This window comes from Pseudomonas sp. R5-89-07 (assembly GCF_003851685.1).
In the GTDB taxonomy this organism is placed as follows: domain Bacteria; phylum Pseudomonadota; class Gammaproteobacteria; order Pseudomonadales; family Pseudomonadaceae; genus Aquipseudomonas.
The window spans coordinates 3,573,004-3,586,248 of record NZ_CP027727.1; the positions used below are offsets into that span (position 1 = coordinate 3,573,004).

Sequence of the window (13,245 nt, forward strand, 5' to 3'; positions counted from 1 at the left end):
TGCTAGAATCGCGTCCTTTTTCAAGACACCCGTTGAAACCCTATGCGTGATCCAGCCCCTTCTGACACTCAAAAGAAGCGCGTCATCGTCGGCATGTCCGGCGGCGTGGATTCTTCCGTTTCCGCCGTTCTGCTCATGGAGCAGGGTTATGAGGTGGAAGGCCTGTTCATGAAGAACTGGGAAGAAGACGATGGAACGGAATATTGCACCGCCATGGATGACCTCGCGGACGCCCAGGCGGTGTGCGACAAGATCGGTATCAAGCTGCACACCGCCAACTTCGCCGCCGAGTACTGGGACAACGTGTTCGAGCACTTCCTGGCCGAATACAAGGCCGGCCGCACGCCGAACCCGGACATCCTCTGCAACCGCGAGATCAAGTTCAAGGCATTCCTCGACTACGCCATGATGCTCGGTGCCGATCTGATTGCTACTGGCCACTACGTGCGCCGCCGCGATATCGATGGTCGTACCGAACTGCTCAAGGGCCTGGACCCGAACAAAGACCAGAGCTACTTCCTGCACGCCGTGGGCGGTGAACAGATCGCCAAGACCCTGTTCCCGGTGGGCGAGCTGGAAAAGCCCGAAGTGCGCAAGATTGCCGAGCAACACGGCCTGGCCACCGCCAAGAAGAAGGATTCCACCGGGATCTGCTTTATCGGCGAGCGCCGCTTCAGCGACTTCCTCAAGCAATACCTGCCGGCACAACCGGGCGAGATCAAGACCACCGAAGGTGAAGTGATCGGCCGTCACCACGGCCTGATGTACCACACCATTGGCCAGCGCCAGGGCCTCGGCATCGGCGGCTTGAAAGACGCCGGCGAAGAACCATGGTACGTGCTGGTCAAGGATCTGGAAAACAACGTGCTGGTCGTCGGCCAGGGCAACGAGCACCCGCTGCTGTTCTCCGGCGCCCTGCTCGCTTCGGAAATCTATTGGGTCAACCCGATCGACCTGAGCACCCCGCGCCGCCTGACCGCCAAAGTGCGCTATCGCCAGAGCGACCAGCCCTGCACCCTGGAAAAAACCGCTACAGGCTACCGAGCCACCTTCGACGACCCGCAGCGCGCAGTCACCCCTGGCCAGTCCGTGGTGTTCTATGACGGCGAAGTCTGCCTTGGCGGCGGTGTGATTGAAGTGGCGCAAGCCTGGAGCAACCCGGCATGAGCCCGACCCAGGAGCAATTGACCGCGCTGGGCGGGGTTTTCCTCGCCGCGGTGCTGGTGGACAAGATCGCCAAGACCGGCCAGGTCACCGAGGCGGGCCTGACCTGCATGCTCGGCAGCCTGCTGATCCGCGACCCCAAGGACACCCTGGAAGTCTACGGTGGTGACGACCTGGCGCTGCGTGAAGGTTACCGCGCGCTGATCGGCGCCCTGGAGCGCGACCCCAGCACCCTGCAGCGCGAGCCGTTGCGCTACGCGTTGTCGATGCTCGGCCTGGAGCGCCAACTGGCCAAGCGTGAGGACATGCTCGAGACCATCGGCAAACGCCTGCCACAGATCCAGTCCCAGGTGGAGCACTTTGGCCCAGCCCACGAAAACGTGATCGCCGCCTGCGGCGCGCTGTACCAGGACACCTTAAGTACTTTGCGCCAGCGCATCCAGGTGCACGGCGACATGCGCAACCTGCAGCAACCGAACAACGCCTCGAAAATCCGCGCCCTGCTGCTGGCGGGGATTCGTTCGGCGCGCTTGTGGCGCCAACTGGGCGGCCATCGCTGGCAGTTGGTGATCAGCCGACGCAAATTGCTCAAAGAGCTTTACCCGTTGATGCGCAACGAATAAGTCGTATCAGCAGACCCTTTTCAAGCCGTTACGCGTAATACGCCGGTCAGTTGGCGACGGACCGGCGGATATTTTCATGTATGATACGCGCCCCATTTCGTTGCCCGACTGTCCGAGAACACCCCATGCAGCTTTCTTCGCTCACTGCGGTTTCCCCTGTTGACGGCCGCTACGCCGGCAAAACCCAGGCCCTGCGCCCTATTTTCAGCGAGTACGGCCTGATCCGTGCCCGTGTCCTGGTTGAAGTGCGCTGGCTCCAGCGCCTGGCCGCTCACCCTGCCATCAGCGAAGTGCCGGCGTTTTCCGCCCAAGCCAACGCTGTGCTCAACACCCTGGCGGAAAACTTCTCTCTGGAACACGCCGAGCGTGTGAAAGAGATCGAGCGCACCACCAACCACGACGTCAAAGCCATCGAATACCTGCTCAAGGAGCAAGCGGCCAAGCTGCCGGAACTGGCCCAGGTCAGCGAGTTCATCCACTTTGCCTGCACCAGCGAGGACATCAACAACCTGTCCCACGCCCTGATGCTGCGCGAAGGCCGTGATGACGTGATGCTGCCACTGATGCGCCAAACCGCCGACGCCATCCGCGAGCTGGCGATCCGTTTCGCCGCCGTGCCGATGCTGTCGCGCACCCATGGCCAGCCGGCATCGCCAACTACCCTGGGCAAAGAACTGGCCAACGTGGTGTACCGCCTGGAGCGCCAGATCGCTCAGGTCGCCGCCGTGCCATTGCTGGGCAAGATCAACGGCGCGGTAGGCAACTACAACGCCCACCTGTCGGCCTACCCTGAGATCGACTGGGAAGCCAACGCCCGCGCGTTCATCGAAGACGAGCTGGGCCTGGGCTTCAACCCCTACACCACGCAGATCGAACCCCACGACTACATCGCCGAGCTGTTCGACGCGATCGCGCGTTTCAATACCATCCTGATCGACTTCGATCGCGATATCTGGGGCTACATCTCCCTGGGCTACTTCAAGCAGCGCACCATTGCCGGTGAAATCGGTTCGTCGACCATGCCGCACAAGGTCAACCCGATCGACTTCGAAAACTCCGAAGGCAACCTCGGCATCGCCAACGCGCTGTTCCAGCACCTGGCCAGCAAACTGCCGATCTCGCGCTGGCAGCGCGACCTGACCGACTCCACCGTACTGCGCAACCTTGGCGTGGGCTTTGCCCACAGCGTGATCGCCTACGAAGCCAGCCTCAAAGGCATCAGCAAGCTGGAACTCAACGAGCAGAAGATCGCCGCTGACCTGGACGCCTGCTGGGAAGTCCTGGCCGAGCCGATCCAGACCGTGATGCGCCGCTACAACATCGAAAACCCTTACGAGAAGCTGAAAGAATTGACGCGCGGCAAGGGGATCACCTCTGACGCACTGCAAACTTTCATCGACGGCCTGGACATGCCAGCCGCAGCCAAGGCCGAGCTGAAACTGCTCACCCCGGCCAACTACATTGGCAACGCCGTTGAGCAAGCCAAACGCATCTGATCAGCGCACGACCCTTTGAGACGCCCGGCCGCGCCGGGCGTTTTTATTCCTGTCTTAAAAGTGCTTTTTTTCAATAGGTTACACATGAATCCTGATATTCCTCTTCAACTTCTGGGCGGCATCACGGCACGGGAATTCCTGCGCGACTACTGGCAGAAAAAACCACTGCTGATCCGCCAGGCCATCCCCGATTTCGAAAGCCCGATCGACGCCGACGAACTGGCCGGCCTGGCCCTGGAAGAAGAAGTCGAGTCGCGCCTGGTGATCGAACACGGCGAACGTCCGTGGGAGCTGCGTCGCGGCCCGTTCGCCGAAGACGCCTTCAGCACGCTGCCCGAGCGTGAGTGGACGTTGCTGGTGCAGGCGGTTGACCAGTTCGTGCCAGAAGTCGCCGAATTGCTCGAGCACTTCCGCTTCCTGCCGAGCTGGCGCATCGACGACGTGATGATCAGCTTCGCCGCGCCAGGTGGCAGCGTCGGCCCGCATTTCGACAACTACGATGTGTTCCTGCTGCAAGCCCAAGGCAAGCGCAACTGGAAGATCGGCCAGATGTGCAACTCCGAAAGCGCGCTGCTGCAGCACGCCGACCTGCGCATCCTCGCCGAATTCGAAGAAAGCGCCGAATGGGTACTCGAACCGGGCGACATGCTGTACCTGCCGCCGCGCCTGGCGCACTTCGGCATTGCCGAAGACGACTGCATGACCTACTCGGTAGGCTTCCGTGCCCCGAGCGCGGCCGAAGTGCTGACCCACTTCACCGACTTCCTCAGCCAGTACCTGACCGACGAAGAGCGCTACACCGACGCCGATGCCCAGCCGGTCAGCGACCCGCACCAGATCCAGAGCGATGCACTGGACCGCCTCAAGAGCCTGCTGGCCGAGCACATGAGCGACGAGCGCATGCTGCTGACCTGGTTCGGCCAGTTCATGACCGAGCCGCGCTACCCGGAGCTGGTGGCGGGCGAAGAGGTGGGCGAGGAGGATTTCATCAGCAGCCTGCAAGACGGCGCGATCCTGGTACGCAACCCAAGCGCGCGCCTGGCCTGGTCGGAAGTGGACGACGATGTACTGCTGTTCGCCAGCGGCCAAAGCCGTTACCTGCCGGGCAAGCTGCGCGAACTGCTGAAGCTGGTGTGCTCGGCAGACGCGCTGCACAGCGAAAACCTCGGCGTTTGGCTGGCCGACGAAGACGGTCGCGACCTGCTGTGCGAACTGGTCAAGCAAGGCAGCCTGGGGTTTGCGGATGAATAAGATTCACGTAAGTGTCGCGGACTGGCGAAAGGATATCGACGAGATTCGGCGCATTCGTGAAGCGGTATTTATCGCTGAACAATCGGTTCCACCGGAGCTGGAGTGGGATGCGGACGACGCCGGCGCCATGCATTTCCTTGCATACGAAGGCGACTTTCCGATCGGCACTGCTCGCTTGCTGCCCAGCGGCGAGATCGGACGCGTCTCGGTGCTCAAGGACTGGCGCGGGCTGAAGGTCGGCGACAAGCTGATGGAAGCGGTGATTGGCCAGGCCGAGCAACGTGGCCAGAGCAGGCAGTTTCTCAGTGCGCAGGTGTACGCGGCGCCGTTTTATGAGCGACTGGGCTTCAAGATCGTCAGCGAGGAATTCCTCGAGGTCGGGATTCCGCATGTTGATATGGTGCGTGAGGGCTGATTCCAGACCGCGTCGCCACCATCGGGGGCAAGCCCCCTCCCACATTTTGACCGCGTGGTCAGTGTGGGAGGGGGCTTGCCCCCGATGGCTATTTCAGCAACACCCCAAATGCCCTGCCAGCCAGGGCATTTTGCCGTCTACGATTCAACTTGCGCGCTGCCACGCCGACAAACTGGCACTATCACGCCAAATGACTCGCAGAGATAACGGACATGTCCCTACGCACCCTGCTCACCGCCCTCATCCTGACCGCAAGCGCCTCGACCATGGCCGACACCCAGGTCGTCGACCTGAGCAACCGCACCAGCGCCGACCTGCTGCCGGTCGCGCAGAACTTCATCGGCAAGGACGGCACCGTCAGCGTTTATGGCAACCAACTGATCGTCAACGCCGAGCCGGGCAAGATCGAGGCGCTGCGCACACTGCTTGGCCAATTGGATACGCCCGCCAAGCGCTTGCTGATCACCGTCGATACCAATGAAAACAATCAGCACAACACCGGCGACAGCCAGACCCGCATCATCAGCTACGGCACCACCAGCCGCGAGGGTGGCATTCAGCAGATCCAGGCCAGTGAAGGCGTGCCTGCGCTGATCCAGGTCGGCCAAAGCGTACCGCTGACCACCACCCAGCAGGACAGCTACGGGCGCCTGCAAAACCAGACCCAGTATCGCAACGTCACCCAGGGGTTTTACGTGACCGCCAGCGTCACCGGCGAGACCGTTCACCTCGCCATCAGTACCAACCGTGACCGCATGAGCCAGGAACGTCCCGATGTAGTGAACGTACAAAGTACCGACACAAGCGTCAGCGGTCGCCTGGGCGAGTGGATCACGCTGGCGGGCATCAACCGTGAAACTCAAGCCGACAAATCCTCTACAACCCGCAGCTACTCTACTCAGGGCCGCGATGACCTGACGGTACGGGTCAAAGTGGACACATTGAACTGAAGCACCAAAAACTGACTGGCGAGTCGTATTAGACCAAAGATGTAGTGCCATAAAAAAAGCACTACAAAACGTTTGACGAGCCAAAAAAGCATGGGCATGATGGCCTCGCTCCCGCTAATCAGGGGCCCTGGCAAGGGCCTTCGGATCGCCGCTCTAAACTACCCACCTGAGCCGATTCGTGTCTGTACCGCCCACAAGGTGTGTTTGACGTTGGTTGCGACTGGAACGAAGTTGTCCCGAGGGACGGAAGCTAACCAGGTAACCCGGCTACACACTGATGGATCGTACAAAGGCCCACGATGCCCGAAGACCGTTCGCAGTTTGCCCTTACCTGCTCAATTCCCCCTTTGAGCCGATCGTTCATCCCGTCGCCCTCCCCGTCAAACCCGGCTTGACCGCCTAAGCTTCTGGTCAGCGAGCAGCCATAACCACGTACTCACTACGCGGCTGGCACACGGAATTTTCCACCTAGACCTATGCGACGAGGTTTTTCCCCATGGCACTGACACGCGAACAGCAAATTGCAGCCCTTGAAAAAGACTGGGCTGAAAACCCACGCTGGAAAGGCGTGACCCGCGCTTATTCCGCTGCTGACGTCGTCCGCCTGCGTGGCTCGGTCCAGCCTGAGCACACCTTTGCAAAACTCGGCGCCGAGAAGCTGTGGAACCTGGTCACCCAAGGTGCCAAGCCGTCCTTCCGCCCCGACAAAGATTTCGTCAACTGCATGGGCGCCCTTACTGGCGGCCAGGCAGTGCAACAGGTGAAAGCCGGTATCCAGGCGATCTACCTGTCCGGCTGGCAAGTGGCAGCGGACAACAACTCCGCTGAATCCATGTACCCCGACCAGTCGCTGTACCCGGTGGACTCCGTACCGACCGTGGTCAAGCGCATCAACAACTCGTTCCGTCGCGCCGACCAGATCCAGTGGAAAGCCGGTAAAGGCCCAGGCGACGAAGGCTACATCGACTACTTCGCGCCTATCGTGGCGGACGCTGAAGCCGGGTTCGGCGGCGTACTCAACGCCTACGAGTTGATGAAGAGCATGATCGAGGCTGGCGCTGCCGGCGTGCACTTCGAAGACCAATTGGCTTCGGTGAAAAAATGCGGCCACATGGGCGGCAAGGTTCTGGTGCCCACCCAGGAAGCCGTACAGAAGCTGACCGCTGCCCGCCTGGCCGCTGACGTTGCCGGTACGCCGACCATCATCCTGGCGCGCACCGATGCCAACGCCGCCGACCTGCTGACCTCGGACTGCGACCCGTACGACCAGCCGTTCGTGACCGGCGAGCGCACCCAGGAAGGTTTCTACAAAGTGCGCGCCGGTCTTGACCAGGCGATCGCCCGGGGCCTGGCCTACGCGCCCTATGCCGACCTGATCTGGTGCGAAACCGCCAAGCCGGACCTGGACGAAGCCCGCCGCTTCGCCGAAGCGATCAAAAAGGAATACCCGGACCAACTGCTGTCCTACAACTGCTCGCCTTCCTTCAACTGGAAGAAGAACCTGGACGACGCGACCATCGCCAAGTTCCAGCGCGAACTGTCTGCCATGGGCTACAAGCACCAGTTCATTACCCTGGCCGGCATTCACAACATGTGGCACAGCATGTTCAACCTGGCGCACGACTACGCCCGCAACGACATGACCGCCTACGTGAAGCTGCAAGAGCAGGAGTTCGCTGACGCATCGAAGGGTTACACCTTCGTGGCGCACCAGCAGGAAGTGGGCACTGGCTACTTCGACGACATGACCACCGTCATCCAGGGTGGCACCTCGTCCGTGACCGCGCTGACCGGTTCGACCGAGGAAGAGCAGTTCCACTAAGCACCGCGTACACGGCCATTGCGGCCCCAGGGAAGACCTAACCGCAGTGCCGCACAACCATCACGCCCCGACTGGCTCGGGGCGTTTTTTATTTCAGCAACACCAGAAATCAAATGTGGGAGGGGGCTTGCCCCCGATTGCGGTGAATCAGCCACAAAGCCTCGACTGACACACCGCGATCGGGGGCAAGCCCCCTCCCACAGGTGAATGCGTTCAATACCGGTTTTTTTGCGCAAAAGATTGATCCAGAGCGGTATTCGTCCACGTCCGATCGGTTAAAAGAACCGCTGCGGCAACTAAACAGCATTCAAGCAAGTAACGGTAACTTCCCCGCCACATGAGAAACATTCGCTTAAATCCTGCGCAAACAATATTCATTATCATTTGGCGCGCAAAAACTTCGTTACAGCTAAAACAAAACACATTTGATAAAAAGCCCCCTAATGCCCGCTACGCAAGGGCTTGAGCCCCACAAAGGTGCACTATGTGCTTATTCCATCGAATAATTTCGCCACAGGAATTTTACTTGCCCGGTGTTTAGCCATAAAATCACCGCGATTGATTGCAGTGCGACATATCGTCACTGCATCGTTACTTTTTCGAGCTCAGAGACCTTTGCTCTCTGTTAAGGATTTCCAGCATGACCGACGCGACAGGACTCATGGCCCACAACTGGGGCTTTGCCATTTTCCTCCTCGGTGTTGTAGGCCTTTGCGCCTTCATGCTCGGCGTCTCCAGCCTCCTCGGGTCAAAAGCCTGGGGCCGCAGCAAGAATGAACCGTTCGAGTCCGGCATGCTGCCTACAGGTGGCGCCCGCTTGCGGCTCTCAGCCAAATTCTATCTGGTCGCGATGCTCTTCGTGATCTTCGATATCGAAGCCCTCTTTCTCTTTGCCTGGTCTGTGTCCGTTCGCGAAAGCGGCTGGACCGGATTCGTCGAAGCCCTCGTTTTCATAGCAATTCTGTTGGCAGGCCTTGTCTACCTATTTCGAGTGGGCGCCCTTGACTGGGCTCCGGAAGCTCGTCGTAAGCGGCAAGCGAAGCTGAAACAATGAGGCTTTGGCGATGCAATACAATCTCACCAGGATCGACCCGGATGCTCCTAACGAGCAGTACCCCATCGGCGAACGGGAAACCGTTTCCGATCCGTTAGAAGATCAAGTCCACAAAAACATCTACATGGGCAAGCTGGAAGACGTGCTGAGTGGCGCGGTCAACTGGGGGCGTAAAAACTCCCTGTGGCCGTACAACTTCGGCCTTTCGTGCTGCTACGTGGAAATGACCACCGCCTTCACGGCGCCCCACGACATCGCGCGCTTTGGCGCCGAAGTTATCCGGGCATCACCGCGCCAGGCGGATTTCATGGTTATCGCCGGTACCTGCTTCATCAAGATGGCGCCGATCATTCAGCGTCTCTATGAGCAAATGCTCGAACCGAAATGGGTGATTTCCATGGGTTCGTGCGCCAACTCCGGTGGCATGTACGACATCTACTCGGTCGTTCAAGGGGTGGACAAGTTCCTGCCCGTGGACGTCTACGTGCCTGGCTGCCCGCCCCGTCCCGAAGCATTCCTGCAAGGCTTGATGCTGCTGCAGGAATCGATTGGCAAGGAGCGTCGCCCACTTTCCTGGGTCGTCGGTGATCAAGGCGTGTACCGCGCCGAGATGCCTTCGCAAAAGGAACAGCGCCGCGAACAGCGAATCGCAGTCACCAACCTGCGCAGCCCCGACGAAGTCTGATCCAGCCCGCTTCTTTTTATAGAACGAAAACCTGGCCTCATTCTTTACGTTGACCGAAAGCGATAAAAAACCATGACTACAGGCAGTGCTCTGTATATCCCGCCTTACAAGGCAGACGACCAGGATGTGGTTGTCGAACTCAATAACCGTTTTGGCCCTGACGCCTTCACCGCCCAGGCCACACGCACCGGTATGCCGGTGCTGTGGGTGGCGCGTGCCAGGCTTGTCGAAGTCCTGACCTTCCTGCGCAACCTGCCCAAGCCGTACGTCATGCTCTATGACCTGCACGGCGTGGACGAGCGTCTGCGCACCAAGCGTCAAGGCCTGCCGAGCGGCGCCGATTTCACCGTGTTCTACCACCTGATGTCGCTGGAACGTAACAGCGACGTGATGCTCAAGGTCGCGCTGTCCGAAAGCGACCTGAGCGTGCCGACCGTGACCGGTATCTGGCCGAACGCCAACTGGTACGAGCGTGAAGTCTGGGACATGTTCGGTATCGACTTCCCCGGCCACCCGCACCTGTCGCGTATCATGATGCCGCCAACCTGGGAAGGTCACCCGCTGCGCAAGGACTTCCCTGCCCGCGCCACCGAATTCGATCCGTTCACCCTCAACCTGGCCAAGCAACAGCTCGAAGAAGAGTCTGCGCGCTTCCGCCCGGAAGACTGGGGCATGAAGCGTTCCGGCACCAACGAGGACTACATGTTCCTCAACCTGGGCCCGAACCACCCTTCGGCTCACGGTGCGTTCCGTATCATCCTGCAATTGGACGGCGAAGAGATCGTCGACTGCGTTCCGGACATCGGCTACCACCACCGTGGTGCTGAGAAGATGGGCGAGCGCCAGTCCTGGCACAGCTATATCCCGTACACCGACCGTATCGACTACCTCGGCGGCGTGATGAACAACCTGCCGTATGTGCTCTCGGTCGAGAAGCTGGCCGGGATCACGGTACCGGACCGCGTCGACACCATCCGCATCATGATGGCCGAGTTCTTCCGGATCACCAGCCACCTGCTGTTCCTGGGTACCTATATCCAGGACGTCGGCGCCATGACCCCGGTGTTCTTCACCTTCACCGACCGTCAACGCGCCTACAAGGTGATCGAAGCCATCACCGGCTTCCGCCTGCACCCGGCCTGGTACCGCATTGGCGGTGTGGCCCACGACCTGCCCAATGGCTGGGAGCGCCTGGTCAAGGAATTCATCGACTGGATGCCCAAGCGCCTGGACGAATACCAAAAGGCTGCGCTGGATAACAGCATCCTCAAGGGCCGTACCATCGGCGTGGCCCAGTACAACACCAAAGAGGCCCTGGAATGGGGCGTCACCGGTGCCGGCTTGCGTTCCACCGGTTGCGATTTCGACTTGCGCAAGGCGCGCCCGTACTCCGGCTACCAGAACTTCGAGTTTGAAATTCCGACAGCCGCGAACGGCGATGCCTACGACCGTTGCATCGTGCGTGTCGAAGAGATGCGCCAGAGCCTGAAGATCATCGAGCAGTGCATGCGCAACATGCCGGCAGGCCCGTACAAGGCGGATCACCCGCTGACCACGCCGCCGCCCAAAGAGCGCACGCTGCAGCACATCGAAACCCTGATCACGCACTTCCTGCAGGTTTCGTGGGGCCCGGTCATGCCGGCCAACGAGTCCTTCCAGATGATTGAAGCGACCAAGGGCATCAACAGTTATTACCTGACGAGCGATGGCGGCACCATGAGCTACCGCACCCGGATTCGCACCCCAAGCTTCCCGCACTTGCAGCAGATCCCTTCGGTGATCAAAGGCGAGATGGTCGCGGACTTGATTGCGTACCTTGGTAGTATCGATTTCGTTATGGCCGACGTGGACCGCTAAGCATGAACAGCACGCTTATCCAGACAGACCGTTTCACCTTGAGTGAAACCGAGCGCTCGGCCATCGAGCACGAGCTGCATCACTACGAAGACCCGCGCGCGGCGTCGATCGAAGCCTTGAAGATCGTGCAGAAGGAACGTGGCTGGGTGCCGGACGGCGCCCTCTACGCCATCGGCGAGATCCTCGGCATCCCAGCCAGCGACGTTGAAGGCGTGGCGACGTTCTACAGCCAGATCTTCCGCCAGCCGGTCGGCCGCCACATCATTCGCGTGTGCGACAGCATGGTCTGCTACATCGGCGGCCACGAGTCCGTGGTCAGCGAAATCCAGGCCAAGCTGGGCATCGGCCTGGGCCAGACCACCGCCGACGGCCGCTTCACGCTGCTGCCGGTGTGCTGCCTGGGCAACTGCGACAAGGCGCCGGCGTTGATGATCGACGACGACACATTCGGTGACGTGCAGCCTGCTGGCGTGACCCAATTGCTCGAGGGCTACCCATGACCCTGACCTCCTTCGGCCCGGCCAACCTGATCAAGCGTTCGGCCGAGACCCACCCGCTGACCTGGCGCCTGCGTGACGACGGCGAGCCTGTGTGGCTCGACGAGTACCAGGCCAAGAACGGCTACGCCGCCGCGCGCAAGGCCTTCGCCGAAATGGCCCAGGACGACATCGTCCAGACCGTGAAAGACGCGGGCCTCAAAGGCCGCGGTGGCGCCGGCTTCCCCACGGGGGTGAAGTGGGGCCTGATGCCCAAAGACGAATCCATCAACATCCGCTACCTGCTGTGCAACGCGGATGAAATGGAGCCCAACACCTGGAAAGACCGCATGCTGATGGAGCAACTGCCCCATCTGCTGATCGAGGGCATGCTGATCAGCGCCCGCGCGCTGAAAACCTACCGTGGCTACATCTTCCTGCGCGGTGAATACACCACCGCCGCCAAGCACCTCAACCGTGCCGTGGCTGAAGCCAAGGCGGCGGGCTTGTTGGGCAAGAACATCCTCGGTTCGGGTTTCGACTTCGAGCTGTTCGTGCACACCGGCGCCGGGCGTTACATCTGCGGTGAAGAAACCGCACTGATCAACTCCCTCGAAGGCCGCCGCGCCAACCCGCGTTCCAAGCCGCCCTTCCCTGCCGCCGTTGGCGTGTGGGGCAAGCCGACGTGTGTGAACAACGTCGAGACCCTGTGCAACGTGCCCGCGATCATCGCCGACGGCGTGGACTGGTACAAATCCCTGGCCCGCGAAGGCAGTGAAGACATGGGCACCAAGCTCATGGGTTTCTCCGGCAAGGTCAAGAACCCTGGCCTGTGGGAGCTGCCGTTCGGCGTGACCGCGCGCGAGCTGTTCGAGGACTACGCCGGCGGCATGCGCGACGGCTACACCCTCAAGGCCTGGCAGCCAGGCGGCGCCGGCACCGGCTTCCTGCTGCCCGAGCACCTGGACGCGCAGATGTATGCCGGCGGCATCGGCAAGGTGGGCACCCGGATGGGTACCGGCCTGGCGATGGCGGTGGACAACACGGTGAACATGGTCTCGCTGCTGCGCAACATGGAGCAGTTCTTTGCGCGTGAATCCTGCGGCTTCTGCACCCCTTGCCGTGACGGCCTGCCGTGGAGCGTCAAGCTGCTGATGGCCCTGGAAAATGGCGAAGGCCGCGAGGGTGACATCGAAACCCTGCTGGGCCTGGTCGGTTTCCTCGGCCCAGGCAAGACCTTCTGTGCCCATGCACCGGGCGCCGTGGAACCACTGGGCAGCGCAATCAAATACTTCCGCCCTGAATTCGAGGCCGGCATCGCGCCAAACCGCGCGGGCGAACTCACTCAGGTGGTATCACCGACCATGGTCGGTGCGTAGCGCTTAAAGAAGCGAAGGGTTCATGCCTTTCGCTTTTCTCATGTGCGGACGCCTTGATGGCTGTGTAGATGCA

General features: G+C 60.7%; 12 protein-coding genes. All 12 read left to right on the forward strand.

Translation table 11 applies throughout. From position 1 onward, the window contains the following. Positions 1 to 42 precede the first annotated feature (42 nt). The 12 genes from mnmA (at position 43) to nuoF (ending at position 13,172) form a co-directional block, all read left to right on the forward strand. Positions 43 to 1,167 carry a tRNA 2-thiouridine(34) synthase MnmA gene (gene mnmA, locus C4J94_RS16305; RefSeq protein ID WP_124387128.1) on the forward strand — a complete coding sequence of 375 codons (1,125 nt, stop codon included), beginning with the start codon at positions 43 to 45 and terminating at the stop codon, positions 1,165 to 1,167. Continuing rightward, positions 1,164 to 1,787 (forward strand): high frequency lysogenization protein HflD, encoded by a 624-nt coding sequence (hflD, locus tag C4J94_RS16310; protein ID WP_016969254.1) that lies wholly within the window; start codon positions 1,164 to 1,166, stop codon positions 1,785 to 1,787. The genes mnmA and hflD overlap by 4 nt, the downstream gene beginning before the upstream one ends. Positions 1,788 to 1,912: 125 nt before the next feature. Beyond that, positions 1,913 to 3,283 (forward strand): adenylosuccinate lyase, encoded by a 1,371-nt coding sequence (gene purB / locus C4J94_RS16315; protein WP_124387129.1) that lies wholly within the window; start codon positions 1,913 to 1,915, stop codon positions 3,281 to 3,283. 84 nt (positions 3,284 to 3,367) lie between these two features. Next, entirely contained in the window at positions 3,368 to 4,534 is a 1,167-nt protein-coding gene (locus tag C4J94_RS16320; RefSeq protein WP_124387130.1) for a cupin domain-containing protein, read from the forward strand. Beyond that, entirely contained in the window at positions 4,527 to 4,949 is a 423-nt protein-coding gene (locus tag C4J94_RS16325) for a GNAT family N-acetyltransferase (RefSeq protein WP_124387131.1), read from the forward strand. Before C4J94_RS16320 ends, C4J94_RS16325 begins: the two co-directional genes overlap by 8 nt. A gap of 212 nt (positions 4,950 to 5,161) precedes the next feature. Next, positions 5,162 to 5,899 (forward strand): secretin N-terminal domain-containing protein, encoded by a 738-nt coding sequence (locus C4J94_RS16330; RefSeq protein ID WP_124387132.1) that lies wholly within the window; start codon positions 5,162 to 5,164, stop codon positions 5,897 to 5,899. A 496-nt stretch (positions 5,900 to 6,395) separates the two neighbouring features. Next, positions 6,396 to 7,721: an isocitrate lyase gene (aceA, locus tag C4J94_RS16335; protein ID WP_010458877.1), complete on the forward strand. Its 1,326-nt coding sequence runs from the start codon at positions 6,396 to 6,398 to the stop codon at positions 7,719 to 7,721. A gap of 640 nt (positions 7,722 to 8,361) precedes the next feature. Then, positions 8,362 to 8,775 (forward strand): NADH-quinone oxidoreductase subunit A, encoded by a 414-nt coding sequence (locus C4J94_RS16340; protein ID WP_003192109.1) that lies wholly within the window; start codon positions 8,362 to 8,364, stop codon positions 8,773 to 8,775. A 10-nt stretch (positions 8,776 to 8,785) separates the two neighbouring features. Further along, on the forward strand, positions 8,786 to 9,460 hold the full coding sequence (locus C4J94_RS16345) for an NADH-quinone oxidoreductase subunit B family protein (protein WP_003174719.1): 675 nt from the start codon (positions 8,786 to 8,788) through the stop codon (positions 9,458 to 9,460). 72 nt (positions 9,461 to 9,532) lie between these two features. Beyond that, the gene (gene nuoC, locus C4J94_RS16350) at positions 9,533 to 11,317 is read left to right on the forward strand and encodes an NADH-quinone oxidoreductase subunit C/D (protein WP_124387133.1); all 1,785 of its coding nucleotides are present in this window, start codon (positions 9,533 to 9,535) and stop codon (positions 11,315 to 11,317) included. Between the two features lie 2 nt (positions 11,318 to 11,319). Beyond that, positions 11,320 to 11,817 (forward strand): NADH-quinone oxidoreductase subunit NuoE, encoded by a 498-nt coding sequence (gene nuoE / locus C4J94_RS16355; protein ID WP_003232080.1) that lies wholly within the window; start codon positions 11,320 to 11,322, stop codon positions 11,815 to 11,817. Next, complete coding sequence (gene nuoF, locus C4J94_RS16360) at positions 11,814 to 13,172, forward strand: NADH-quinone oxidoreductase subunit NuoF (RefSeq protein ID WP_124387134.1); 1,359 nt, start codon at positions 11,814 to 11,816, stop codon at positions 13,170 to 13,172. Before nuoE ends, nuoF begins: the two co-directional genes overlap by 4 nt. The last annotated feature ends 73 nt before the right edge of the window (positions 13,173 to 13,245 follow it).